Below are 26,185 nucleotides of genomic sequence, written 5' to 3'. Positions count from 1 at the left end.
TCCTATTTCAAGTCATTAATAGCTCATTGTACTTGAATCGTGGTCGCTTTCTTTTTCGATGAAAACCTTCTTATCGCCGTTGTAATTGAGGATGCGCTGGCAGCTATCGATGGCTCCTTGCGGATTTCCCTTGGTCAGATGAACGCCGAAAGAGCGCCACCACGCTGGAAAATGAGGGTGTTCTGCGATGACGGACATCACATTTTTTATCAAACCGCCGATAGCGTCATCTGCACGAGCTATATGCGACCACGTATCAAGCTTTTCTACATAGTATTTGCGAACCCAAGACCTATCAGACGATGGAAAAATACGGTTTAAAGCCTCGTAGAACTGCTTGGCTTGGTCTTTGAAAGCTGCGGTGCACATGAAGCGCAAATGCTCTGGCACCGTGTTCACATCTACGGACGGACGAAGAACGTCTTTCTTGTCGATGGCGTTTTTGGATTTCTCAGGTTCCGCAGCCGTCGATATGCAATCGAGATTGTGCTTGAGCGTCCAACCAGAAAAATCCTCTCCATGCAATTCCCTGAAATGTCTCTCTATTTCCGTGATGAGACGGATGTCTGCAGGGATTTGAATCGATGTCGGGCACTTAAATGGAAATTGCTTGTTCTTACTGGAAAACACGATTTCATATATGTCGCCAGTCGCCGAATGCAGTTCAGAGAATTCTTTTACAATTCTATTGATATATGGCTTCTGTAGATCAGCCCAATCGTTCAATACAGCGACATTGTACTCAAGAACTAGCGCTTTTTCGACGATATATTTAGGCTGTTCTACGACTTCCTTTATAGCTTTATAAGTCGTCGTTTTATAGAAAACACGGTTGTCACTTACATATCTGTATACGTCTGTGCCATCTTCATGTGTAATCGTATATGGTTCGTCTATACCGTTATCAATTATAGTATTGCTCATATTACATACTCCACTTCTGGCAATTCTTCATCAAGTACGCGCTCGTCATCAAGTCTTTTTGTAATTTCTTCTATATCCCGCTCATTAACTGGTTTCTTACCGAAAGTTGTTTCAACTACCGTTCCATTATTCCACCATCTAATAGTCAACTTCGGTCGGTGCGTGTGCTCATATTCATCGTAATAATACGAAGCGAGGATTGGCAGGACTTGATCCTTAACTTCTTCTTCATCGAGTTCGCGGTCGGCTGTCCATATTATCTCTTTGACACCGTCCAGCTTGCTCTTCGGTGCTTCTTCATCGTCCGCTACGATTTCTGCTAAAAATGCAGCAGCAATATCGTCTACGCCAAAATCGTCTTCTGGTTCCTCGATTTCGGCTTCGATTATCTCTTCAACAACGGTTTCGACTTTTTGTTTTTTCGCCACCGGCACGTCATCATTGGATATCAGCTCGTTGAGCATCTCGACGTCGATGTCGCTTATATCGATGTCAAGTGCCTCTTCTTCGATATAGGACACCTGTTCAGGAGATGACTGAACGCCCAGATTTGCAGGCTTGGTGAACGGAACGACCGATTTCGGGGACTTGCGTTCACTAACAGAAGCAGTGTTCGACGTCTGAACGTTTTTTGATGCTTCTATTCGGGCTTTTCTGGCACTCTCAGCGTCTTCATGATCGACAGTCAACGATGGAGAATTTTGTTCAATAATGTCAGGATTGGCGACTTCTTCAGCGCAGAATTTGAATGCTGCTTCATCAGCTCCGAGCGTTGCAATAGCGTTGAGCAAACGCTGTCCGCGATACTCGCGCGTCGTGTAACACGGTGACACTGGAGCCTTGTCCAGTGCTTCTTGAAGAGCTACCTGCCAAGCCGAAAAGTAAACATCGTGAGGGCGCTTCTGGATACGCCAGAATTCGTTTTGGGCTTTGATCCAGATATTTGAATTCACGCGGTAATCCGAAGCGTCCACGCCGCCTATATGGCGCTGCTTATGTTCACCAGGTTCGAAAGTTGCACGCGTCATGTGATGAGATGGTGCGCGGAGGTTCAAATGGAAATCGACACGTTCCAGCGGACGACCACGGCCTTCTCTCCTGATTTCTTCAACACGCAGTCCAAAGCGTCTAACTGTTGCCAGCTCTTTGTCTAAATCGCTCAGGACACGCTGACGGAATTTACCAAAGCTCATGCTTCCGTCTTTATCAGCTGGAAATCCAGTCCATTGAAACAAGTCTTCCAAGCTCGCTGATACGATAACCTTGTTTTGTCCATGTGGTGTCCATTTTTCACGAGCAGCCGCTGCGGCAAGCACTCTATATAAGCGTACCGAATATTTAGATTTCATCTGGCTGATAGGCGCGAGTTCGAGATAAGCATATGCGGGCATCTCGCGCATCAGTATGCGGATTGGCTCAGGTAGGCTGTATCTGATGATGTCTTCTTTTTCAGTACTTTCGAGCCAGCTGAAAAGGAGGGGTACGTTTTCAAAGCGACGTGTCTTCTTTGTGCCGTAAGATACGGTTGTAGACATCAAACGTCTCATGGAGACCTTCAGAGCGTCTCTGCGAGCGTGATCTCCGAGAAATTTTAAGGCTGTTGCGACGGGCAGAGACGTGAAATCGCTGGCCATATCTTTATCGGCTTCATAAGCAGCAGATATCAGGAGTTCATGTAGAGCCGCGTCATCGGCCGTTAAGATGTCAGCAGAGGTTATTTCCACGGCATCAAGCATTTCAAGCGGACGCGGGCTTTCCGGTGCTATCTTTGTCAGTGATCTCGTAGAGACTGCTTCTGAAATGGAACCGCGTGGTTCAGGCTGTATAAATCTAGTCATTTTTGTATTACTCAGGGCTTATGTATTGAGTATGATTTCGTCGGCGCAAATAAGTCAAGACGTTTAAATGACATGATTTGAAAACGTGTCATATAGACGATTTTGTTTAGATGACATACTTTGGAATCGTGTCATTTAGTCCTTCATATTATTTAGATGACGCGTTTTTGAGTTGTGTCATTTAAACATATTTTGCGTTTATCAGCGTTTAGATGACACGTTTTCAGATCATGTCATTTAGTCGTGACATCGTTTAGATGACATGGTTGGGATTCGTGTCATTTAAACATTTTTGGCGTCTATATGACGCGTTTTCGAGACGTGTCATTTAAACGCAATCTGGGATTCTTGTCATAAAAACAATGTTGACGAGCGTAGGCCGTCAAACGGTTTTAGACCGAAAGTGTCAACACTGATTTTGACGATTCTAAATAGAGAGTTTCGATGTCGATTTTCGGTTTGTTTTTGAGACTGTACCGTTCCGCTTCGCGGGGGTGCTTCGCACGGGTCTGGTAGAGCCTTTTTCTTCGGTCGTAGATAGTGCGATTTAGCGGAGCATGCTCACGTCGGTGTCGGCCGCTTGACGTTTGTCACGTCACGAGTTTCATCGGCTGATTTAACGGCAGTTAGTTTCTTGCAACGCCGTATCTCATTCTCATCTCGTAGAGACAGAGGAGATTGAATATGCCGCGTCCAGTGAATTTGAGTGCAGCAGGTATTGCAAAGGCACAGCGACAAGCGAAGTATCGCAATAAGCTCGTGCAAAGCGGAGAGCCAGAGGCTGATCGTGTAGATACGGCTATTGCGCAGGCATGCGTTGCTCTTTTAGCGCATGTAGATGCCGAGCGCATAGAAACCCTCAGACCTGCGCTTCATGCGCTTATTCGTGGCGTTTTGGACATTCTAGATGCAGATGGCTTTGATCGTGGTGCTTCTAGCAAAGTCCTGCGTCGTCGGATGTCATTACTTGCTCGTCCGGAAATTCAGCATTTCGTCGAAAAAGGACGTTTTCATAAGCGTCTCGCAAATTATAAAAAATAAGTAGTCCCCCCATTACTCCACTTTTTTACAACGCGATTCTAGTGATGCTCTTCGAGACGTAGAAAGGAAAATAAATCTAGAATCTTGCAGAGCCGACGCGGAAGCTATTCCTCAAATAAGGAGAATAGATATGCAAAAATCTGCTCATTCTGCTGTTATAGCAACGCGTTTAAATAATCTTGAGCAAAAGTTCGACGAGCTTGATGAAGGTGAAAATCTTACCGAAATTGATCTTTTGATCCGTCGACTAGCTAAAATGACTATTGAAGGAAGCCAAATAAGCGGATCTATTTACGAACCTTGGGAAACTCTCCAATATCATTTTGATGATGTGGGTTTTTCAATGTCACGCGCGATTTTCGGTGACGGAACAGGGTACGCGCACAGATACAATCATGTGAAATTTATTCACAACCTGTGGTGGCTGATTTTCGACGATTATATAGATGATGAAATGGGCAATTCAACTACAGTACCGTCCGTGTACGGAAGAGTATTCGGCAGAGATTTTGTCAAAAAATTCGGATTCGGATTGAATGAATCTTTAAGCGAAACTATATTTGGAAATACGGAAAATTTAGATGACTTTAGAAGCGGAGGTCTAGGTAATTTTGTAAATAGTTTGTATGACGCCATTAAATTACACAAAGAAGAAATATATAATCCCTTGGTTTTTTACGAATTTAACGGAGAAAACAGAATTGACACTAACCGTAGCGGACTAAGAGCTTTATGCAGAGATTCTGAAAGTAGAATAAGAGGATTAGAGGATTACGTTGAGGATTTAAGAATTAGAGTAGCTTATCTAGAAGAGAGAAGATAAATTTTTGTCATTATTTTATTTTTCTCTTGCAATTTACATGTCATGCAAGCAATATATAAAAACTAGATGTTTCCTTTCCGTCTAGTTTATTGGTAGTAGTAGTAGCACCAAAGTCCGCACAGTTTTTCAGGGTTTACTGTGCGGACATATTTTAAAGTCGAGATATTTGAGCATGAGACTGGATTTTCAATTCGACGAAAAAGCATTACAAAAATCCCTGACCAACCTCGAAAAATCTGTATTCCCAAAGGCCGCAGCAGGCTTCCTGAATGGCTTGGCTTTCGAAGCCCAAAAAACGTTGAAAAATCACGTAAAAGAAGCTTTTGACGGCAGCGTTCCATTCACGGAGCGCGGCTTCGTCTTGTCAAAAGCGAAGCCAAATTCAAATCTCAGTACGATGTTTGCTGAGGTTCGAATACAGCCCGCTCAAGCAGCTTATCTCCGTTTTCAGATCGACGGCGGCACTCGCAAAACGGGCGACGCAGGCTCAGGGCCTTTTGACCTATTCGTTTTTGGCGCTCGCAAAAACAAAGCAGGCAACATCAGGTGGGGCTACCCAAAACAGTTGTCAAAGCAATATCGAGAAGAGAAATCCAAGCGTGCGTCCCTCAGATCCCAGAGAGAATCCGCTCGCGCGCAAGGTGAAGACACCAGCCCATTTGCATACTTCAGAGCGTCACGAAATCGGCCAGGAATCTTCTTCGGCGAAGTCGGCGGAATCAAGGGATATTGGCAACGACCGAAGCGTTCAAAGGCCGCTCGCAAGCGTCTTCCCGGCGTGATATCTGTTCGTCCGACAGAACAGCTGAAGCCGCTTCTCTCCGTCGCAGATCACGCGCGTTACAAACCTCGATATCAGTTTCAAGCACAGATCACTAAAGCTCTGCGCGTGAAAGCTACTCAGCAGTCTTTTGCACACGAACTGAATCGTCAGATGTCGAAATTAACACGCTAAATCAGTGTGTTAAATTATTTTTGCACAAACGTGATTTTTGGGTTGCCGCCGATAAAAATTTCGGTGACCATTATTCTCATAGTCAGCACGAAAGGAATATTGGATGACTGTAAAACAAGAATATTTTGACGATATCGTAGCCACTTTTGGTCAATTCTATAAAGAGAATGGCGGCAATTGGGGCGCAATGACGGCGCTTTTCGAAGACGCAAAATTCGAATACGACGCTCTCGCTGAGCTGATGAATAAGGGCCGCGACGAAGGCAATCCAAATCTCGTTGCTCTCGCTAGCATCATAACGAAGCTTTCAAAACAGCAGAAATCTCAGCTAGAATCGAAGGCTCTCGAATATGCGGGTGTGACCGCGTAAGACGAGCATCACATCGAAACCAAGAAGCCTCCGTTTCGGGGGCTTCTTTTATGGATTTTCCGCCGGCGGCTAATCATCTGAAAGTGTAGATAGAAATCCCCATCGGCTTTGCTATTATGCAGTGATTAGGGGGATTTTACATGCGTACAATTGCGTTGAGCATAGCTGCTCTCGTTGCATCCGTCTCAGCTTCTTATGCCGATTTTCAATGCCCAGCTGGTCAGCCTGCTTGGCATGCTCAAGGTAAGCAGAAAGCCGACTTCTATCTTTATGGCACTAAAGGCTTTGACTGGGAAAGTAAGCTGTATCTGGAAAGATGGGATAAAGGATCGCTGACTTGGCGCGTGGCTCCAGAGCGTACATGTTCCAATGGCGTATCGACTTGTTACATGCTCTTTCCAAAGCTTGAACAATACCGTGACGAGAAAAAGAAAGAGGATGACCGTTTATCGGTCTCATATGAAACGATTTCAGATGATCAGAATGAAAATAGATACATCGTTTTAGCCGCGTTAACTCAGAGCGCATGGTACTCAGGTGGAATTGACGTCGATAGGTTTAACAAATCAGACTTCGAGCAAGAACGTCTCATTGCACCGAACGTCTATTCCAAGATGGACTGCGATAAAGATCCTAAAAAACTTGTTCTTTTGAACGCAGCAAATATCGGAATAAAGAAGGCAAAGCTTGCTCTAGATGACCTTGTTTCAGCGAGATTATCTGGAACAATGAAATCAATGTATGATTGCAATCCAGAGTCTAGAAGTACTTGTTTAGAGATGCTTTACAAAACGGACGAATACATAAAACAGCACAAAGCTGAGTATGAAATATATGAGTGGGGTGAATGGTATGACATGGCCCCAGATGATGAGGGACGCAACAAGTACTGGGCTGATCTACATCGTCAAGCTGCTCAAGAAGGCTACAATCTCTTTACGAATGCGGAATTGCAAGAAGCCGCTGGCGTGAACTTTCAGAAGAAGTAATTCGAACGCCGAAATTTCTCCGGTAGCCACAATTTTTGCGCGAACTTGGCCTTGCGGTAAATTAGTTCTTTGTTTAATTGCATTTGAATTCGTGATTTGGGGCGATAGATTTGGAAAACAAACCTAACAAATACGTAGTTCGGGTCAGCGCTGTAATTTATTGCCTCGCTTATGTTTTATACGTGCTTGGTGTCGTGATTACAGTTTTAGTTAACATCGAAAATCACTATCGATTTGACCCAAGTCCACTATTTGGCTTTGGTGTTGTAGGGGTAATTGTTAATTTAATTGGAATGGCTGTATACTTTGTTTCAACAGGTAAATTTTCTCTTACCGTAAAAGATATAATGAAGATTTAATTTTATTCGATGGGACCCTGAAGAATTCTGAAAGGATGCGGGTAATTGGCGACCGCATGCTATCTCTCTTTCGCAAAATTTTTTTTAGGGTTCATCATCACCACCCCTGACCTCGAAGGGTTTAGTCTAGAATCTTGCAGACCGCTGAAGTCCAATAAATCCAAGGAGTTTTCAAATCTTGGAGCGGCCATGGCTGGAAATAAATCAACTGAGAGGGTGCTGAAATCCGGTGACGAAACTGCGGTAGAAACCAGCACAGCACCGACAACTCGTAACGGTTCGCGTCGCGACGTCGCTAAGTCTCGTCAGGTTTCTCTGAAGGAGTTGGCGGCGATTCTCGACCGCGACAGGAACACCATTTCAAAATGGTTGGATGCCGGGTTGCCATTCGTAGAAAAGGCTGATGTCAGCATCGGCAAGCCATGGATTTTTGACTCGGCAGAAGTGGTGCGTTGGCTCGAAAACCGAGCAGCAGAAGCCACGGCGGAGAAGCTTGGCGCTTCAATGGATGGCAAAATGTCGGAGGCAGAAGCAAAGCGCCTACGTGCTGTCTCCAACGCCATTATCGACGGTATTGCCGCAGCCGAGGATGTGAAAACCGTCGTTCGTATTTCGTATGTCCGTGAGCGCGTTTCGACCGACTATTCCGAAATTCGAAGTCATCTATCGGCGCTGCCAGATGCCATATCCAGTCGTGTTGCCAGCAAGGATGCTCCCAAAGTGAAAGAAATCACCGAGGAGCAGGTTCGCAATATGCTGAAGTCGCTTCGGGCTGACAAAGAGTTTCAGCAAGCGGATGGGTGATCCGCATGTTCGAAGTTCTTCAGAATGAAATAGGTTTTGATCATCTCGACTTATCAGAAAGCGAACGTCTTTTGGACGTGGCGCTTGATGACCTTCGCAATAATACCCTTCAAATCCCCCCTTATCTGAATCCGGTCGAGTGGATCGAAGAGAATATCAAGATCCCGCAAGGCGATACTTTTCGGCCTGGTAATCTAAAACTGCTGGGATTTCAGCGTCCTGTCGCGCTCGATATGATGGACGCGGACGTTGATCAGATAACTGTTCTGAAAGGTGTTCAGGTCGGCTGGTCGACCTTTATGAAGGGTATTCTATTCTATGGTCTTAAATACCTCGGCGTAAAAATTGCACTCGCACAGCCGACAAAAGGCGATGCCGAGGGGTATTTCAAGGATCAGATTAAGCCTCACTTTGACGACATCCTGAAGGAAATAATTCGCACTCCCAAGAAGGGAGATATCCACGACACGTGGGATGAATGGCGCTTCTTGAACCGCGCTGCGCTCTATTTCCGTGGTGCTGCCAGCGACGATGCCTTCCGACGAATTTCTGTCCAGTGGATGATGGGCGACGAGTTGGACGCCGATGGATGGAAGTCAACAGAGAGGTCGCAGGGCGACAAAGTGGCCATGTTTATGGCCCGTGGATCTGCATTCTCCAATGCCAAAATGTTTCTTGGTTCGACCCCGGTTAATCGAGAGACATCTCTCATTTACCGTGAATGGCTGGAATCTGATCAACGACGCTTCTTCGTGTCCTGCCCTCACTGCGGCGAGCGTCAGGTTTTGAAATGGGGTTCTGACAAGACACCTTACGGATTCAGGTGGAAGACCAACGAGCACGACCATGTCATCGACTGCTGGTATGTCTGCGAAGGCGAAGGTTGCCGGATTGATGAATATCATAAGCAGGACATGGTTGAGGCGGGTGAATTCGTTCCGACCGCCATTCCAACGCGACCTGGACATCGTGGTTATCACTGGCCACGCTGGTATTCTCCTGCCCCAAAAGCCTGCTGGGTAGATATCGCGCAACAGTGGTTAGGCATCAAAGGAGACACCGAAAAGCTCAAGGAATTCATTAACAACTGCATGGCCGAGCCTTGGGATGATCTCGGCGGCGAAACCCTTGATCCAGAGAGCATTCGGTCTCTCCAGACCAAATATCGTGCAGAAGTGCCGGACGACGTCGTCGCCCTCACTGCAGGCGTTGATACCCAGTCGAACAAGGAAGGGCTTAAGGATGGCGGTATTTCCGACCAGTTAGCATCGCGAGAGATCACTATCGTCGGTTGGTCTCGTAACAAGATTCCTCGCGTGATAGCTCACCATGTCGTCGAGGGTGAACCGGGAGATGCATCGGCTGATGCCGAACTCGATGCCATCCGAACGAAAATCTATCGAAAAGCTGACGGTACGGAGATGAAGATCCTTGCCACGGCTATCGATATGGGCGGTCACTATGGGGATCAGACGAAGGCCTATGCCAAGGCTCGGGCTACCAGCCGAGTATGGGCCGTAAAGGGTCGGAACAATGCACTTGGCACGCGATCTGCCCTGGTGTTCCCAAAGAAACCGTCCCGTTCGAGAAAGACAGGCACAAGCTGGTATATGATCGACACCCAGCTCGCGAAGGACTTCGTCGGCCGATGCCTGACCATTCGCGGCCCTGGTGCGTCGTCGTTTCCTCATACTTTACCTGAAACCTATTTTGACGATCTAACTGCCGAAAAGCTGATGGTCGACAAAAAAGGACGTCGCTACTGGAAGCGAAAAGGCAAGAACACCGGTGAGGCGTGGGACTGTCTCGTCTACGCGTATGCCGCTCTCTGTGGATTGCAGGCATCCAGCTCGGTTTATCGCGACTTGAATCTTGCAGCCGAGAAGCTCGGAATTGGTGATGCGCTACCTCCGCATGACCCCGAAACGGGGGAACTGTTGGACGACGCGCCTGCTACAAGTTTATCCACAGCCTCTAATATAAAGAGAACAAAGGGTATTCAGAAGCAGAACGAACCGCTTCGGCATGGTGCCGAAAAAGTTCAGGCCGAGGTGCCAAAGGTGGCTCCGAAGCCTGTCGCTAAGCGGAAAAAACAAGGCGGAAGAGTTGTCAGCTCGACGGCGAGACGTTGGTAATACGGGGTATATTTTGGAGATTTTGGAGATTTTGGAATGAAGTTATTCAGGCGCTGGACAAAGCCACAACTAGAAGAAGCAATATTTGCACTTGAAGAAGGTATCTCATCCGGTGCTCAGAGCATCAGCTATCCAGCAGGCGGTTCGCTTTCTTATACGAATTTCGAAAACGCAACGAACATTTTAGATCAGCTTTATGCACGGATCGACGAACTCGAAGGCAAGCGCAAGAAAGCTTACGTGAAGCTGCTCCCCTTTGTCGTGAAAAGGGGGTACTAATATGTCTATTCAGCAAGCACAAACACGCACTTCAGCACCAAAATCCAGACGCATCAGCACGCATGTGCGCAGTGTCAGGTCATCCATTTTTTCTAATATTTTCAAGTCCGCTAAACACTTCTTTGAAGCAGCTTCAAATTCAAAAACAATCGAACAATCCGTTGACGTCGGCCCTAACGGATACAATTCCGAAATCGAAAAAGTCAGACGTCGCTCACGTTGGATGTATGCCAATGACAGTTTTTATCGACAGGCTTGCAGGCAGGTTGCGAATAATGTGGTTCATTATGGGATCAAACCCGTCATCAAAGATAAAGCGCTTCTGAAACTCTGGAATCGTTGGCAGAAAGAGGCCGACGTTCGCGGCCGAATGGATTTCTATGGTCTTCAATATGTAGCTGGTTTTGTCATTCCACGCGACGGCGAAGCCATTATACGATTCAGGGAACGCCGCGAAGGTGATATGCGCAGCGGTATCAATTTTCAGCTTCAGATGCTAGAAGCCGACCATTTGCCACTCGACTACACGATGCAAGCTCCAAACGGCAACTGGATCGTATCTGGAGTGGAAAGAGACGGCATCGAGCGGCCATCTGGCTACTGGTTATACGATTTTCATCCCAAGGATTGGCAAGGCACCGGTCAGCAGTCACTCATTCCTAAACGTGTATCTGCTGAAGACGTATTACATATTTATATGCCAGAGCGCCTATCAGATTCACGTGGGTATCCTTGGGGAGCATCGGCGCTCAATATCACTGAACGAATTCGCACTAGCGATGAAGCTCAAGTCGAGAAGCAGCTTACGCAAGCTGGATTCGCTGGCGCTTTCAAGAAACCACGACTTTCGACAGATGAGCCATCGGAAGAATTCGAAGCAGAAACAGACGAAAACGGCACCGATTTTGTTGCCGTCGAACGCGGTTCATTTGCAGTCGTGCCCGAGGACTGGGATGTCGAATTTGCGCCTCAAACGCAGTCTGACGCTAATTATGGTGTCTTCCGTCGAGAGCATTTATCTGGCCTCGCGGTAGCCATGGGATTGGCCGTCGAACATATCACGATGAATTTTGAGAAGCTCAATGACCGCACTTACAGAGCTGTGATGCTCGAAGCCCAGCGCTTCATCGAGAGCATCCAATACCACCTATTTGTCAACCAATTTTGTGCTCCTGTTTGGAAGCGGTTCCTTTCTTATGCTGTCCTTCATGGTCTTTGGACACTGCCTGCAGGTCAGGACATCGAAGATTTGTACGATGTAGAATGGATGGCTCCTGCGCGCGGACATATTCATCCAGTCCAAGAGATCGAAGCATTCGTAAAAGCCGTCGAAAATGGCTTCACAAGTCGCAAGCGAGTAGCCGCATCCTTCGGTGAAGATGCTGAAGATATAGATGCAGAAAATGCTGAAGATATGCGTCGTGCTCGCGAGATAAATGTGGCTTATCCGCTCTACCCAGCCGTCGTGAAGGACGACTTGACGTCGTCAGTTGAGCAATATGGCGTCGCCGTCCGTGCTGGTGCAATTACACCGCAATCTGAAGATGAAGCCGCTTTCCGTGATGCCTTCGGTCTACCGGTCATGTCGCCTGCTGTTGATGAATTCTGGAAGTCAACAGGCGGTATTAAGCAACCTATTACTCTTTCTTCGGAAACTGCCGCCGTCGCGGCAGAAGACATATCGCCGCCAGTTCACTGATCTGCCGAAAAACTGCGACGGCTGCCGAAAAATTCATAATTCGGCAGTCGATTGTAGAGATTTAAGTGACAGCCCAGATGGATCACCCAGACGATGCCATGCTTCTTTGAATTCGTCACGGTCATAAGATTTCGGCTGAAGCCAATATGAGAATTTGCCAGTTGTCGGACTTACGCCTTCATGAGCCGCTGCTTTAACTTCGTCCAGTTTCATCACATAGCACGTCGGCAAATCGGATACCGCGTTTACGGTGATTATCCACCATTGCGAGCGCAAATTGTCGAGCGATGTGCCGAGAGGAACCGGAGCGCGTTTGCTCAGCGCCTTTGACTGGATTGGCAATACGCGGCTCTCGTCGTCGGATGCCGCATAAAGATCGGCACCACGGGCATTTCTAACAGTTGGCATAACATGCCATCCGCGTCGAGAAAGTTCTCTGGCTACGTGATAAAGCCCAGAATTCCCTGTAAGTTGATGTCTCATTAATTCACTTCAATTTCACTACATTTTGTAACAGTTATTGACGGCGTGTTTTTCCATCATCCTGTCCATCTATAAAGCCGAAACTGTAGTAATATTGAAATCTATTAGTTGTGAAATCAAATATCGCGCCATATCCAAGACCGCCACAAATAATACGGGTTGAGAGCTCTCCTCCCGTGGAAGCTCTCTCACAAGTGAATAAATTACTATTATCTCCAATAAGTTTGATGGAATAATTTCGGTTATCTTTAGATGTGATTATATACTTTTCATCATTGACTCTGAATGACGTTCCGATCCACTTACCGTTATTTAACGCAACCCCACCGGACGCTTCAGAAATACATAAATATGAATCCGCATTTGACTCCGGCACGAATAAGACTGAGATGACGCAGGTTGTTAAAATGGATAATTGTAGGCGCATACTTCCCCCGATAATGCTAGCACATGTAGAGATACAGCCGAACGCTGATAGTTTACAACTTAATTTGTTAGTCCCGATTTTTTAAGAATTCGAAGTAGAATCTTGCAGAAGCGGCATTCATCATCATCTCAGATAACAATTTCTGGGACGATGAATGCCGAAGAAACTTCAGCAAAATCAAGGACAACTGCGCACACGGGCTTTTGCTCGCGTGCCAGCTTCTGTTGATGTCGATAAGAAATCTTTCGGCATCGTCATCAGCACAGAGACGCCTGTCAGGACGTCGATCCGTAATCCGGATCAGCCTAAGTTAGATGCCGACGACGCATATATAGAAGTCGATGAAGTGCTGCTGGCATCTGGCCTTGATTTCTCTCGTACGGTCGGGATGCCTCTGGTTGACTGCCATGACACTTTTTCAGGCGTCAACACGATTTTGGGAAAAGTTGACGACGTCAGAAGTGTAGGCACTGAAGTACACGGCACTGCCGTCCTGAATTCACGCAATTCCGATCTCATCGGCGATATTGTCGACGGCCATTACAACCAGATTTCTGCCGGATACGGCGTAAATTCATACGAAATCGAACATCGAGACGGTGACGTGCCAGTCGCTTATGCGACGTCATGGACGCTTTATGAGGCCAGCCTTGTAGCTGTTGGCGCTGACCCCAATGCGTCCGTCAGGTCAGCAGGTCGAATTATTCCGACACCAACGATTTCCTTCCGCAACAAGCCCAAGGTGGCGAAGCCGAAGGCCAATTCCACCCGAAAACTTAGAAAATTGGAGAAAAGAAACATGGATGAATCCACTCTTGAAGACCTGATCACAACTGCAGAAGACGCGGTTGCGGCAGTAGAAGAAGCCGTTGTTGCCGTTGAAGACGCTGTCGCTGAACTTGGCGATGAAGCACCTGAAGAGCTAATCGAGCGTGCTCGCAAGCTTCGTGCAGATGATGACGAAGACCAGGAGCAACGCAAGCGCAAGAAGCGCAATGACGACGACGAGGATGAACTCAAGGACGAGCGCAAGAAGCGTGCTGATGACGAAGATGAAGAGAAGGAAGAACAGGAAATCCGTTCTATTCGCTCCGTCGCGAAGTCTTACGGTCTCGGCCAGCTCGTCACTGATTTAGCAAAGCTCGGAACGCGATCCTCGAAGATCCGTAAAGCGGTCGGCGATGCCATCGCGGCTCGCTCTGCGACTTCGGATTTCGGTTCGAAAGCATCAGACATCGAACCGCGCAAGCGCTCTGCTCCGCAGGTTCTCGACACATCAGCAATCTACGCACGCAGGAATGGCCTCAAGTAAGGGGCCGTTTCTGAACATTTTAACAGATCAAATTTGGAGAAAATATAATGCCTGAATTAATTATGAGTCCTCGCGATGAGGCTTTTCTTATCAGCGAAGCGAACGGGTTTAGAAGCCGCGATGCCGTCACTTTGAAGCAGTCAACAGCCGTCTACCAGCCAGGTTCTATCGTCGTGTTGCTTGCTGGAAAGTATGAATTAGCGACCGCGACAAACCTGGACGATGGCTCCGATGGATTGGCTGGCGACCTCGCTATCGTAGCTCGCTTCACCGATGCCACGCTCGGCGATGCTGATGCCGCTGCTATCACGGGCGATGCCGAGGTTAAGGATTCCGAACTCGTGCTCGATGCTTCTATCGACGTCGATGATGTCGTACCGCTTTTGGCAGCCAAGGGCATCAAGGTTCGCGACACCATTTAATAATTAAACAAAACAGATACTTGGAGAAATTTTATGAGTAATCTCGCAAACATTTTTAATAGCGATCTCTTCAGCTTCACGTCGTTGACGTCCGCTGTGAACATGATTCCTGAAAAGCCTCACCAGCTGGGAACCTGGTTTAACTGGAATGGTCAGGGTGTGAACACAACTTCGATCATTGTCGAAGAGCTAGAAGGTCGTCTTGCTGTTATTCCTTCAGCGGCTCGAGGAACTATCGGTAAGGGACAGGCAAATCCGAAGCGTAAGGCTCGCTCTTTCGTTATTCCTCATTACCCGCACTACGACATGATTAAGGCAACTGAAGTCCAGGGCGTTCGTGCTTTCGGCTCATCCAGTGATTTTGAAACCGTCGAAGCGAAGCTTGCTGAAAAGTACGTTTCGATGCGTGATAATCATGACGTGACCGAGGAATTCGCCAAAGCTGGTGCAATCTCGGGTATCCTGCGCGATGCTGATGGCTCAGTAATTTACGATTGGCATCAGGAATTCAAGGTATCTCGCAACACGCACGATATCGATTTCACCGATGTGTCTATCAATATTCGTGATGAACTCATCGCTGCTAAGCGCAAGGGTGAAAAAGCCATCGGTGGGACATTGCTTTACAGCGGTTGGAAACTTGTTTGCACTCCTACGATTTTTTCAGCCATTACCTCGCATCCGAGCGTCGTGGCGGCATATGAGCGTTGGCAGGATGGGGCATTCTTGCGCGCTGATAATCGCAAAGGCTTCATGATCGCCGACGATATTGAGGTCGTCAGCTATCACAATAATACGGTCGGCGATGTGGAATTCATCACCGAAGGCGAAAGCTATCTTGTGCCGAATTCGCAGAATCTCTTCCAGAGCCGTTTTGCGCCAGCTGACACAGTGGAAGCTGCTAATACGATTGGACTACCGCTTTATATGATGTCGGAGCCGATGCCTTTTGGCCGTGGTGTTGATCTGGCTACCGAGCAGAACGCAATTTATTACGCCGTTCTTCCGAAAGCGATCGTTCGCATCAAGCAGAAGTAATCTGCCTTCCCCGCGCTTTCTCCTCCTAGCGCGGGCATCAGGCCGAGGGCGAGTGGCTCCTTCTTGCCTTCGGCTTTCATATTTCGGAGCCGATATTTTTAGGAGATTTTTAGATGACCATACCTGTTGTAAAGACCGCTATTGCGCCAAACGGTGGCATGCCTGCGCATCCAGCTCCATCAGCTGTTTCGATGAATGTTAGCCAAATTTCTGTAAGTGAGGATGTGCCTTTTTCTTACACAGTCTTAGCAAATACATCACTTGTGCAGATTTATGCGACTTCAGACGTTCTATTTTATACAGATAAGACTGGCGAACCTTTCACTCCGTATTTCGGCTTACCGCTCACCGCAGGCGGTTATTTCAGCTTCTCTGTAGACGCTGGATGCACTCTGCATTTTTCAGCCGAGAAATCGGCTCTCGTGTACGTTCTGGAGGGCTAAGCAATGATGAATCCTATCCTCCCACAAGCAACATCTGGCGGGGTCGATCCGGCTCTCGAAGGCCGTGTAACTGATCTCGAAAACAACCTTGGTCTGCTGTCGGACGACATTGCTTTTATGCGAGATAGTCAGGTCGCACCGATGGAAACGCAGGTATCTCAGGTCGCATCTGACGTGTCGACAATGCAGTCAACCATCGAAATGCACGACGAAGAAATCACGGCACTTCGCGATATTCGTTTTGCTCTAGTCGATGAAAATAGGAATGATTACACAGCAGCCTGGCTTTTCGGCCAGCCCAACAATTGGCTTTCGCAAACTTCGAAATTGGCCGAATACGGTGTCACCGAGCGTGATTACATCTTCCAAGTAAACGGAGAAGATAAAGCAATCCAGTTCGTTGCGACTGACACGATGAACGACGTCCTGTCGAAATTCATCGACATCGCGTCGATGAATGGTGTCTCGTACACTGTCGAACTATTTGGCGGGCAGATCAAATTTGAAATTGGCGGTGGCGATAGCATTGTATTCCCGACGCCCGGTTTTCCGGACTATCAGCATATGTGGTATGTGCTTGGTTTAGCAGGCCAGAGCGCTATTTCGACGGCTGTTGAGGTACCTTTTTCTCTTCGTGATACTGACGTATGGACGTCTCAGGGTACAGTCGACAAACAGATTCAGCGACTTTCACTAGATGCAAGAGCGGCGGCTTCGGCGGCATCTCGGTCTGCTAGTTTGCCGTTGCTAGATCAGCCGATGATCATCAATACCGGATACATTTTTCCCGATAATACGGGGAATCTTCTGTCAGAAAATAGCGATCTTTCTGCGTATTTGACTGATACGGATACGTTTGAAATCACAGTTGACGGTACTCCATACTCGATCTCAGCAGGTTCGATATTAGACGTACCGAATATTCTTGGAAATTTGAATACGGCAGGCATACCTGACTGCTTTTTTAATTTTTTCGCAGGCGGCATTCGTCTGGAAGTGCGCTCGCTTTCATTTACTGATCGAGAGATCAGCATCACAGGCGGCGCAATAGCTCAGGTCTTAGGTCTGTCAGGCAAATCGCTTTCGTACAAGGCCGTCGAGAATTTCGACTCAGGATTAGATGTGTCGGCTATCTCCAGATACAGCCCGTATGTCGGAGGTCAGGAAGGTATCGAAGCTCTGATAAATCTTCAGAGACAGGAAATCGACGCTCTGAACTTGCTCACCAGCAAATTAGCTTACGAGATCGAGCAGATGAAAGCTGGTGCAAATGTCTAAGCATCCCGCTTTCCGCACACTCGCACGCACAGCCAACCGCGTTTTTCGTGAACGCGGAAGTCATTATTGGCATCAACACGATGCAGACAATCCGCAGCCGATTCAGCTGATTTTTAATGACGCATATGCGCCTGTCGATGCGGCCGGAGTGCAAGTTGAGGAAGCCCAGCCAACGGCATTCGTGCTCATCGAAGATGCGAAGCGACTGGCACCTGGTCGCGCGTCGGGGTCTCTGGATTTGATGTTTTCTAACCGCGATGAGCTGGCGATTTCAGGCATCAGATACGGAATAGAATCTTGCAGAGGGGATGGGTACCATCAACTTGAGATCAAACTTTTCAGGAAATCAGCTGACTGATGGCTCATGTGAAGAAACAGATTAGGGATGGTGTGAAGGAGGTTCTTAAGACCCTTCCTGATCTCGCTTCTGTTTATTCGGAGAGCCGTACATATCGCGCAGCACAGCGAAACGAATTTCCCATGGCAATTGTTTCTGTCACCGAGAATGTCGATCTGGCTGACAAGAATCCAGTCGGAAACCGTGTCCTTCAGCGCAACATGCAGATCGCGGTTACATTAGCCGTGCGTGACGCGCACGACGATGCTGAGGACATCCTGGATGAGCTATCCGTAGTTGTAGAGAAGGCACTTCTGATGCCGTCCTCGGTGAACGCTGGAAAGCTCATGTTCTGGCGCTTCAACGGCTCCGGCACAATGTCAGGAGAGTCGACAGAAGACGGCATTATCGTCGTTCAGCCACTCAATTTTTCATGCTCGGTGATGACAAAAGACACTGAGCCAGACGTCAATTTACATCAATAATTTTGGAGAAAATATATGGGAACTTACGCATTTCAGCAGATCACCGACAAACAGAGAATTTCAGGCGGTCAGGTCGCTTTTAAAATTAAAGGATCAAATAAATACGTGTCTCTCGGATCGTGTCCGACCGTTGAGTTCACGCCAAATCTGACCGAGGTTGAAAGCTATTCCGCCGAGTTTGGCGACCGCAGGCTTATTGGATCTTGGGCAGTCGGCAAGGACGGCACGATCAATATCACTTGCGAAAGCTGGACTGAAATCCTGCACCAGGCGCTTTTCATGTCGGAGAAGAAATATCTGACGCAGACGGCTGTAACCGCAGGAACGATGACCCTCGAAGACGTCGCAGTTGGCGATATTTTCCGCGTCGATGGCCTGAATCCTGTCATCACCGAGATCACCGACGACGCGTCTGGTGTGCTTGTTGAAGATGAGCATTACACCGTTCATCGCACGGGCTTTGTGGAAATCATTGCTTTGCCATCGGGCTTTGGTACCGACGCCATTGTTGAATTCACGCTTCCAGCTATCACCGAAGCAGAAAAGCTATTGGATCTTGGCATTATGGCAACGTCCGGTGTTCGCGGCGAGCTGGTGATTATCGGCGTTGTTGCCGATGGTATGCCGGGTCAGGAAGTGGAGCAGACGTACTGGGACGTCGAACTTCGTCCGAGCGGTGCCGTGCCGTCGATCAATACCGAGAGCTTGAACCAGGCTACCCTCACAGGCCGCGTTTTTGCGACGTCTGGAAAGGGTAATGGCAAGTCTTACGGTCAGATGAGAACCATCCCGAAAGCATCCTAAAACATTGAAAAGACGGCATTAATATAGACTGCCGTCTAATATTAATAATTCATTAAATATTTCAAGGAGTTATACTAATGAATTCAACAGTAAAACAAGAAATTAAGTCTATAGATGATTTGTTGACAGCAGTAGACCATTCCTATCAAGAAGTAGAAATTCTTGGTATGACTACAAAACTGCGTCCAGTTACTATTTTAGAGTGCTTGCGCCTCGTAAAACGCTTTCCAAAACTTATCGATTTGTTCGAGCCAAAACTCGATAAGGATGGCAATCTTTTGCCCGAGGAGCTTCAGCCATCACTAATATCCGTGTTTATGGATTCTGGCATCGAAGCCGCCGCCGCATTCATTGCATGTGCTGCAGGAAAAGAAGGCGATCTCGCTTTTGAGACGCTGATCACTCAGAAGCCAGACGATCTGACGCTAGCGCTTTTCTCTTCATCCGTGAAAGTGACCTTAGGTGAAGGATCACTCGAAGATTTTTTTATGAAAGTCACAGCGGCGCTTCAAGCAATCTTTCCCAAAAAATGACGTTTCCGCGTCCTCGGCGCAAGGGCGGTCTGAATCTTACAGGGGTGTTTGTTGGTCTCGTGAAAGACGCCATCAGCTACGAGAATCAGACCGGAAATTCGGGCTTAAATCTTTCACCGCGCGCGTTGATAATGAGAATGAAAGTTCTCCGAGGCGACGAAAAACGCAAGCAGATTCAAATGGCTGAAGCGTTTTTGGTAGCACAAAGTGGAGATAAAAAAGTTTGGGAAGAGTTTGTAAGGAATGTCTAATGTAACGCCAGAAATTAAAACGAAATTCAGCCTGGGCGGTATGTCCGAGGCAGTTTCTGGCTTTCGTAAATTCCAGCAATCTGCTCGCGACAGCATCAATAATATAAAGCAGAGCGGTGCCAAGGCTTTAGAACCATTTCAAAAAGACATCGAGAAGTCGAAGCGATCTCTGGCCACGCTACAATCAGCCAGCTTGTCAGTCGGCAAGGTCGGCTTCGGCGGTCTTAAAACTGGCGCGGAAACGGCTTTCAAAACCATTTCCATCGGTGCCGCCTCAGCTGTCGCCGCTTTAGCCACGGTTAGCGCCGCTGCCATCAAAATGAGCAAAGACACCGCAGGCGAGTGGGACAAGCTTTCCAAGCAATCCAGATCGCTCGGTGTGTCGCCTGAAGACTTATCGGTACTGGGCTTTGCTGGTGCAGGTGAAGGCGTGCCAGGCGATGAGATCGTGAAAGGCCTTGCTAAAATCGGCAATGAATTTCTGGGAATTCGACAGAAGATTTCGGAAGCCAATGACGAATTCAGCTCATTTAAAGATAACGCGCGTAAAGATGCCATTTTCTCACTTCGAGCAGGCGATGTTGGTGGTCTGACGTCTGCAGGGGATGCTGTTGGCCAAGCGCGGATGTCGTCACTTGCAGGCATCCAAGAGCGAAAAGGTCAGCTCGAAAACTACATTGCTCGCGCGGCTCCATATGAAAACAATAACCTGCAAACGCAGACTTTTGTACACGGATTGCGTCAACAGTTGGACGAGCTTGAGAAAGCCGAGCGCACTCTGAAGAAGTCTTTTGGCCCAGTAGGTGAAGCGTTATTCGGCCTAGAAAAGTATGGGTTAGACGTAGAAAAAGCGAGCAAGGGCGGCATGGAGGGCCTGCTTGCGCTTTCCGACGCGATGCAGAAAGTCGATGATCCGACCCAGCGTCTGCGTTTCGCAATTCAACTTTTCGGTGAAGACGCTGGCGCAAAAATGGTTCCGCTCTTAGAAGGCGGTCGGACAGCTATTGAAAATTATCGAAAGGAATTGGAACGCCTCGGCGGCGTAGTTTCCAAAAAAGACACCCAGATCGGTGAAGCTTACGAAGCATCTGCTGAAAATTTCAGGCGTTCCATCAGCGGCGTAAAAATGGCCGTCGCTCGTGAAGTCCTGCCACTTCTCACGGAATCCACCGACGCGATGACGGAATTTATGGTCAGCTACCGTCAGCGTATAGCGTCGGTTCTGAAAGACGGATTTGTCTATGCGAGAAACCTAGTCAGCGATATTATTTCTATCTTTCAAGGAAAACGAGCTGGCTTCAAAACGCCTTGGCTCGACACCCTTTTTGAGAAGCTGGAATCAGCTCGCGCCTACATATCGGACATGTACGGAGAGCTGAAAAAACTTTGGGACGGCGAAAATTCGCGGTTTGAGTGGCTCAACAAGATCCGTGATGGCATCCAGGTCGCGATCAAACTTGTAAAGGATTTATACGCTGTTCTGACTGGTCAGGATGCCAAAAACTTTAAATGGCTCAATGACTTACGCGATCAAGCGAAAGCTTTTGGTAAAGATTTCATGGACGCTTTGGAAATGGTGAAGACCGTTTTGACTGCGATCCATTCACTGATTCAGCCCATCGCCGATCTTTTTGGAATCGACGTAACAACAATGCTCCTGTTCGTCGGTATGCTTAAATTTATAGGTCTTTTTGGACTTGCAAAAACTGCCGCTGGACAGCTCATGAAAGCCCTAGGAACGCTCTTCGCTATGAGCGGAGGCGGCGCTTTAGCATCTAGTATAGCGGGAATTGCTACGTCCGTTGCTGGAGCTGGCGCTGGAGCTGCTGGTGGAGTTGGAGCCGCTGCAGGAGCAGCAGGTCTTGCGGCGCGTGCTGGCCCCATTGGGGCAGTGATAGCTACAACCATCGGTGCTGGAATGATCGGCTGGGAGGGCGGCAAAAAAGTTTACGAATTGTCGGGAATGAAAGAAGCCGCAGAAGCTCGTCAGTCAGAAGTTCAGAAGAATCTGAGAACTATTGGAAACGCAAGTTTCGATAAAAGTTTTGTGACTTGGAGCGATAAGAGAAAAGGGGATTACTTTAGATATCACGGCATCAACACGCAGATGGGATTAGAAAATCCCGACATGCTTCCAGGCGGTGTACTCGACGTGTGGAAATCTAAACTTTCACCCGGAGAAATCGATTATATAAAATCTACTAAAGAAGATTACGATAAATCAAGGTCTTCGACTGAAACCGTAAACGTGAACCTGACGCTGAATGATCGTAATCTGGGGACGCTTCAGACAGATCCTCTGACTGCTCGGAAAATGAATCAAACCCTCTATTCCATGCAACGAAACGGGGGGTATTGATGGCCGATTTTCCGATTACAACGACACTTATATCTGATGATTTAGCTATCGGCTGGCAGACCGCTCTCGGCCTGACTGTCGATTTTGCACCGATAGAAGACTCCGCGCAAATCGTCAGAAGCTGGAACGGCCAAGCGCGAAATCTAGCAGCCGATGAATTCAAATTATTTCAGTGCACGATTTCGTCGTCCGACGATATGCGTCCGCCTGCGCTTTCTCATATGTGGCCTGGGTCGACTTTTACAATTATTCCACCTTGCGAATTCGCCGACGCGATCCAGCCTGGTGCGCAGACCAGAACGCTCATTCGCTATCCGTATAAAGATGACGAAACTGGCTACACCTCGATACGTTGTCTGACGAAGAATTTTGAGCCTGTACCTTTTACTGTCTGGAATAAAGTCATCACGTTAGCCCAGCCAGCGACGGAGACTGTGCGCATTTTTTACAGGCCATGGATTGACCTTTTTGTCACTGAACCGTGGTCTGTAAGCTCTCATGAACAAAATGCTACGGTGCAGTGGAGCCTTACAGCTGAAGAAGTCGGCGGCTTGGCATGGCAGGGAGATAATTAATGTTATTTCTCTCGTGGCTCCCCGCATACAACACACCTTTTGATCCAGTCTCGCACGCTCGCGAAGACGAATTTTGCATTCGTGGAAGCATTTTCGAGCAAGAGGAAGGCGACATAATCACATCAGGATTCGAAGTGGAAATCCCGAATCCTGGCCTTGGGCTTATTGGGCTCGGCAGGAGTGAAAGGTATGCCGTACTGTCGGAAAAGCTGGCTTCCGATAATATTCCTGTCGAACTCGCTCGCGGCCGAGTAATCGCTGTGCCGTCCGAACTTGGTCAACAGACTTTGACACTGCGATTTCAGTGTGTACCCCCTGATGAAGACGTGGTCTTAAAAGCCGCCGCTAATGCTCTGAGAACTGGCGAAATTGATGGATACGACCCGTATGGGCATCCCGACGACCGTGAAAAATTCGAGACGTACGACGCTCTTTTTCATAGCCGCGATGCCTCAGATGACCCTATGAGCGCGCTTGCTGGCCGACTGGAGTTCTGGAGATGGGATCGGAAAACCCTTCAAATTGGACGCGTGAATATGGTCACTGGGGATACTACTCACGTCATCGATTCCGATGGATTTGAGACTACTCTGCAAGTCACATTGCGGAATCCACCTCGTGCAAAAACGCGCCTTCGCGTAGTGGCTTCTTGGACGCAGGAAGCAAAAGGCGTGCAGTCATTGCCTGCGGTGAGCCTTCCAGTTGATACGTACAGCTGGCAAGACCTGATGCAGAATCTTCCGCAACCAGGCACTTCAGTCGGTGAAAACACTGGCTGGCATGTAGCGGAATCTGAGATCACGTATTTCAACCAACATTCTATTCTGGATTCATTCGATGCAGGGTTGGAAAAATACGCGCTGAATGACGAAAAAGTCATTGGTTGCCAAATCTTGATGCAAGCGGCAACGGTCGGCGTGCAAATTCGACTTGGATATGATTTTCAGCAACAGCGCGAAGAACTTTTGACGATCTCGATGCCTGTGGCACAGCAGGAAATATTGGGCGACGACAAAAATGAAACTGCAGATATCATCAATTTAGCGCCGCTGAATCTAGATCCAAGCACACCACTCTGGACGGCTGAAGACCCGACAACGCTTGAGCCGATGCAATACAATGTGGGTGATGAAGTCATATATAATGGGCACAAGTGGCGTTGTATAACTGCTCACACTGCGTCGTCGCTCTTCTCTTATTCATCTTTCGTACAAGTCGAAAAGCGCGCTGCCATAAATCCGATATCTGCTCGTTTTTTTGACTCGACCCGTGGCACTCGCGCAGTCAGATACGCCATACGTATGCTCCAGCGCCGTGTTTATGTCCGAGCCAGATGTCTTGAAATAAGCTTTCAATGCGAATGGTCTACCGCGAGATCAATGAAGTGCGGGGATTTTTGTCGAATTTATAATCGCAAAATTGGCACCGTTCAGTCGAAGATTTCGAGCATAAAACTGGTGGCCGCTGGCGCAAAAAGATACGCGGAAATCACGCTTTTGGCGTATCTCGGCGACGGCAGTCTAGCTCCTGTACCTGGAGCTGGGGAGCAGCAAACAGGCCTAGTCACGTATGGATTATCAGCAACACCAGCATCTCAGCCGACGAATGCTTCAGCTCTGCGTGCACAGGTGCATTTTGTGGACGTCGTCAACGACTACGCGTTCCAAAAATCTTCGGCGCTCTATGAGCAAGATCCCGTAGCTGTCATTGAGAGCCTGCCGACGAGGATAGAACTCGACGTCGATCCGATCCGCGAAGAAGACCTTTTGACCAGAAATATCACGGTGACTTGTAAACCGATTTTTCTGCCGCAAGAAGCAGTTATCGGAAGCTAGAGGAGAACGGACATGGACATGGAAATCGAGAATTCGAGCGAATTATTCGGTGCGATGAATGCGATGCGTATACAAGCGCAGGATCAAGCACGTCGAGATCGCATTTCACAGCCGAATAAAGGTTCTATAAGAGATAGCAGCGCTCGACGCAGAGACAGCTTGTCAACGAAATTGGTGATGGGCTCGACAGAAAAGTGTGATCTGTCGAGCGCTATTGTCGCGACAAACGTTGTCAGAGTAGCAACGTAAAAAAAGCGGGTAGTTGCCCACCCGCTTCTTGCCCCGCCCAAAATCCGTTAATTTTAACGGAAGAGCGACAGGATATTCTGGGTGCTCTGATTTGCAATCGAGAGCGCCTGAACACCAAGCTGCTGCTGAACCTGAAGAGCTGAAAGTCGAGCCGATTCAGCATTCATGTCAGCGTCAACCATTGCACCGATACCACGGTCGATTGCGTCAGACAGGCTCTTTACGAGTGTCGTCTGCAGATCAACGCGCGTCTTTGCGGCACCAAGCGTAGAAGCAGCGGTAGCAAGTCCACCAGCGGCCGTTTCAATGCCTGCCAACATTTTGTCAAGCGCGGCGTTATCGATATCAGCACCGGAAACATCGAGATCAAGTACACTGACATTCGTAGTAGCATCGACGGCAAACGTCTTGTCAAGAATGCCACCAGTAGCTGTTCCGCCAGCAGCGCCAGAATCAACGAGACGAATATCTTTCAATGCAACATCAATGGAACCTGTTGAGACGGTGCCATCAGCGTTACGATTGTAAGACGAAACGATACTGAAGTTAGGCTGAGCATCTGCTCCAGTGTCCTTTGCTGAGTCCGTGCTCAGCAGGTTAGAACCTGCGTAAGAAGCCTTAACGCTTTCACCAAGCTGCTTCTGCAGAGCGGGGATTTCGGTCTGGATCTTTGCACGGTCATCTGCCGAAGCGTTCTTCGCCGAAAGAACCTTCTCTTTGATCTGGTCGACGACAGAGATGGTGTCTTTCACTGCGGTGTAAGCAGTGTCGATCTTCGCGCCACCGAGACCAAGCGAGCTGGAAATAACGTCGTTTGCCTTGTTGTCCGAACGCATTGTCGTTGCGATAGACCAGTAAGCGGCGTTATCTTGAGCTTCTGCAACTTTCATACCCGTAGAAATACGGCTCTGGGTCGTTGCAAGATTCTTATTAGTAGCAGAAAGGGTCTGCAATGCAGTCATTGCAGATGCGTTAGTCAGAATGCTGGACATAAAAAAAGTCCCCAAAATGAATGGAAGGGACAAGTCGGAATTGCACCGAAAGTTGAGAACGACATCATGTCTACCTATATGCGCTTGGCGCAGGCCTCAACTGTGCGGCTATCATTAGACCGCAAACATTAACAACAAGTTAATGC

28 protein-coding genes are annotated in these 26,185 nt (G+C 48.0%); 24 read left to right on the top strand and 4 right to left on the bottom strand.

Features of this window, described 5'->3' with window-relative positions; genetic code table 11:
• Nucleotides 1-15: 15 nt before the first annotated feature.
• Nucleotides 16-924, bottom strand: a complete 909-nt coding sequence (locus ABDF71_RS10025; RefSeq protein ID WP_500061541.1) for a hypothetical protein — start codon at nucleotides 922-924, stop codon at nucleotides 16-18.
• Nucleotides 921-2,762 (bottom strand): replication initiation protein, encoded by a 1,842-nt coding sequence (locus ABDF71_RS10020; RefSeq protein ID WP_500061540.1) that lies wholly within the window; start codon nucleotides 2,760-2,762, stop codon nucleotides 921-923. The genes ABDF71_RS10025 and ABDF71_RS10020 overlap by 4 nt, the downstream gene beginning before the upstream one ends.
• 684 nt (nucleotides 2,763-3,446) lie before the next feature.
• Here ABDF71_RS10020 and ABDF71_RS10015 point away from each other — a divergent pair.
• The 10 genes from ABDF71_RS10015 to ABDF71_RS09970 all read left to right on the top strand — a co-directional run bounded on the left by ABDF71_RS10015 (nucleotide 3,447) and on the right by ABDF71_RS09970 (nucleotide 12,216).
• A complete protein-coding gene (locus ABDF71_RS10015) occupies nucleotides 3,447-3,803 on the top strand; it encodes a hypothetical protein (RefSeq protein WP_500061539.1) in 357 nt (118 codons plus the stop codon).
• A 130-nt stretch (nucleotides 3,804-3,933) separates the two neighbouring features.
• Nucleotides 3,934-4,626 (top strand): hypothetical protein, encoded by a 693-nt coding sequence (locus ABDF71_RS10010; RefSeq protein WP_500061538.1) that lies wholly within the window; start codon nucleotides 3,934-3,936, stop codon nucleotides 4,624-4,626.
• Between the two features lie 172 nt (nucleotides 4,627-4,798).
• Nucleotides 4,799-5,581: a hypothetical protein gene (locus ABDF71_RS10005; protein ID WP_500061537.1), complete on the top strand. Its 783-nt coding sequence runs from the start codon at nucleotides 4,799-4,801 to the stop codon at nucleotides 5,579-5,581.
• Between the two features lie 103 nt (nucleotides 5,582-5,684).
• Nucleotides 5,685-5,951, top strand: coding sequence for a hypothetical protein (locus tag ABDF71_RS10000; protein ID WP_500061536.1), 267 nt, complete (start codon nucleotides 5,685-5,687; stop codon nucleotides 5,949-5,951).
• Nucleotides 5,952-6,091: 140 nt separating this feature from the next.
• Nucleotides 6,092-6,940: a hypothetical protein gene (locus ABDF71_RS09995; RefSeq protein ID WP_500061535.1), complete on the top strand. Its 849-nt coding sequence runs from the start codon at nucleotides 6,092-6,094 to the stop codon at nucleotides 6,938-6,940.
• A gap of 110 nt (nucleotides 6,941-7,050) precedes the next feature.
• Nucleotides 7,051-7,299, top strand: a complete 249-nt coding sequence (locus ABDF71_RS09990; RefSeq protein ID WP_500061534.1) for a hypothetical protein — start codon at nucleotides 7,051-7,053, stop codon at nucleotides 7,297-7,299.
• 45 nt (nucleotides 7,300-7,344) lie between these two features.
• Complete coding sequence (locus ABDF71_RS09985; protein ID WP_500061533.1) at nucleotides 7,345-8,103, top strand: DUF1441 family protein; 759 nt, start codon at nucleotides 7,345-7,347, stop codon at nucleotides 8,101-8,103.
• Nucleotides 8,104-8,108: 5 nt separating this feature from the next.
• A complete protein-coding gene (locus ABDF71_RS09980; protein ID WP_500061532.1) occupies nucleotides 8,109-10,238 on the top strand; it encodes a terminase gpA endonuclease subunit in 2,130 nt (709 codons plus the stop codon).
• 36 nt (nucleotides 10,239-10,274) lie between these two features.
• Nucleotides 10,275-10,517, top strand: a complete 243-nt coding sequence (locus ABDF71_RS09975; RefSeq protein WP_500061531.1) for a hypothetical protein — start codon at nucleotides 10,275-10,277, stop codon at nucleotides 10,515-10,517.
• Nucleotide 10,518: 1 nt separating this feature from the next.
• Nucleotides 10,519-12,216 carry a phage portal protein gene (locus ABDF71_RS09970; protein ID WP_500061530.1) on the top strand — a complete coding sequence of 566 codons (1,698 nt, stop codon included), beginning with the start codon at nucleotides 10,519-10,521 and terminating at the stop codon, nucleotides 12,214-12,216.
• 33 nt (nucleotides 12,217-12,249) lie between these two features.
• Here the strand turns inward: ABDF71_RS09970 and ABDF71_RS09965 are convergent, their stop codons facing one another.
• Nucleotides 12,250-12,699 (bottom strand): hypothetical protein, encoded by a 450-nt coding sequence (locus tag ABDF71_RS09965; protein WP_500061529.1) that lies wholly within the window; start codon nucleotides 12,697-12,699, stop codon nucleotides 12,250-12,252.
• 581 nt (nucleotides 12,700-13,280) lie between these two features.
• Here ABDF71_RS09965 and ABDF71_RS09960 point away from each other — a divergent pair.
• The 14 genes from ABDF71_RS09960 (at nucleotide 13,281) to ABDF71_RS09895 (ending at nucleotide 25,047) form a co-directional block, all read left to right on the top strand.
• The gene (locus ABDF71_RS09960) at nucleotides 13,281-14,438 is read left to right on the top strand and encodes an HK97 family phage prohead protease (protein ID WP_500061528.1); all 1,158 of its coding nucleotides are present in this window, start codon (nucleotides 13,281-13,283) and stop codon (nucleotides 14,436-14,438) included.
• Nucleotides 14,439-14,485: 47 nt separating this feature from the next.
• Entirely contained in the window at nucleotides 14,486-14,860 is a 375-nt protein-coding gene (locus ABDF71_RS09955; protein WP_500061527.1) for a head decoration protein, read from the top strand.
• A 33-nt stretch (nucleotides 14,861-14,893) separates the two neighbouring features.
• Nucleotides 14,894-15,898 carry a major capsid protein gene (locus tag ABDF71_RS09950; RefSeq protein ID WP_500061526.1) on the top strand — a complete coding sequence of 335 codons (1,005 nt, stop codon included), beginning with the start codon at nucleotides 14,894-14,896 and terminating at the stop codon, nucleotides 15,896-15,898.
• A 113-nt stretch (nucleotides 15,899-16,011) separates the two neighbouring features.
• A complete protein-coding gene (locus ABDF71_RS09945; RefSeq protein ID WP_500061525.1) occupies nucleotides 16,012-16,341 on the top strand; it encodes a hypothetical protein in 330 nt (109 codons plus the stop codon).
• A 3-nt stretch (nucleotides 16,342-16,344) separates the two neighbouring features.
• Nucleotides 16,345-17,619, top strand: a complete 1,275-nt coding sequence (locus tag ABDF71_RS09940) for a hypothetical protein (RefSeq protein ID WP_500061524.1) — start codon at nucleotides 16,345-16,347, stop codon at nucleotides 17,617-17,619.
• On the top strand, nucleotides 17,612-17,977 hold the full coding sequence (locus ABDF71_RS09935) for a hypothetical protein (protein WP_500061523.1): 366 nt from the start codon (nucleotides 17,612-17,614) through the stop codon (nucleotides 17,975-17,977). Before ABDF71_RS09940 ends, ABDF71_RS09935 begins: the two co-directional genes overlap by 8 nt.
• Nucleotides 17,977-18,441, top strand: coding sequence for a hypothetical protein (locus ABDF71_RS09930; RefSeq protein ID WP_500061522.1), 465 nt, complete (start codon nucleotides 17,977-17,979; stop codon nucleotides 18,439-18,441). The genes ABDF71_RS09935 and ABDF71_RS09930 overlap by 1 nt, the downstream gene beginning before the upstream one ends.
• Before the next feature lie 15 nt (nucleotides 18,442-18,456).
• The gene (locus ABDF71_RS09925; RefSeq protein ID WP_500061521.1) at nucleotides 18,457-19,245 is read left to right on the top strand and encodes a phage tail tube protein; all 789 of its coding nucleotides are present in this window, start codon (nucleotides 18,457-18,459) and stop codon (nucleotides 19,243-19,245) included.
• A 77-nt stretch (nucleotides 19,246-19,322) separates the two neighbouring features.
• A complete protein-coding gene (locus ABDF71_RS09920) occupies nucleotides 19,323-19,778 on the top strand; it encodes a hypothetical protein (RefSeq protein ID WP_500061520.1) in 456 nt (151 codons plus the stop codon).
• Nucleotides 19,775-20,029: a hypothetical protein gene (locus tag ABDF71_RS09915; RefSeq protein ID WP_500061519.1), complete on the top strand. Its 255-nt coding sequence runs from the start codon at nucleotides 19,775-19,777 to the stop codon at nucleotides 20,027-20,029. The genes ABDF71_RS09920 and ABDF71_RS09915 overlap by 4 nt, the downstream gene beginning before the upstream one ends.
• Nucleotides 20,022-22,388: a phage tail tape measure protein gene (locus tag ABDF71_RS09910; RefSeq protein WP_500061518.1), complete on the top strand. Its 2,367-nt coding sequence runs from the start codon at nucleotides 20,022-20,024 to the stop codon at nucleotides 22,386-22,388. The genes ABDF71_RS09915 and ABDF71_RS09910 overlap by 8 nt, the downstream gene beginning before the upstream one ends.
• Nucleotides 22,388-22,963: a hypothetical protein gene (locus tag ABDF71_RS09905; RefSeq protein ID WP_500061517.1), complete on the top strand. Its 576-nt coding sequence runs from the start codon at nucleotides 22,388-22,390 to the stop codon at nucleotides 22,961-22,963. Before ABDF71_RS09910 ends, ABDF71_RS09905 begins: the two co-directional genes overlap by 1 nt.
• A complete protein-coding gene (locus ABDF71_RS09900; protein ID WP_500061516.1) occupies nucleotides 22,963-24,798 on the top strand; it encodes a carbohydrate-binding protein in 1,836 nt (611 codons plus the stop codon). The genes ABDF71_RS09905 and ABDF71_RS09900 overlap by 1 nt, the downstream gene beginning before the upstream one ends.
• 12 nt (nucleotides 24,799-24,810) lie before the next feature.
• Entirely contained in the window at nucleotides 24,811-25,047 is a 237-nt protein-coding gene (locus ABDF71_RS09895) for a hypothetical protein (protein ID WP_500061515.1), read from the top strand.
• A gap of 53 nt (nucleotides 25,048-25,100) precedes the next feature.
• Here the strand turns inward: ABDF71_RS09895 and ABDF71_RS09890 are convergent, their stop codons facing one another.
• A complete protein-coding gene (locus tag ABDF71_RS09890; RefSeq protein ID WP_500061514.1) occupies nucleotides 25,101-26,039 on the bottom strand; it encodes a flagellin N-terminal helical domain-containing protein in 939 nt (312 codons plus the stop codon).
• Nucleotides 26,040-26,185 lie beyond the last annotated feature (146 nt).

This window comes from Ochrobactrum sp. WV_118_8, from assembly GCF_039631535.1.
Taxonomy (GTDB): Bacteria; Pseudomonadota; Alphaproteobacteria; order Rhizobiales; family Rhizobiaceae; genus Brucella; species Brucella anthropi.
The sequence above is the reverse complement of the archived record's forward strand: the minus strand, read 5'-3'. Positions and strand labels throughout refer to the sequence as shown.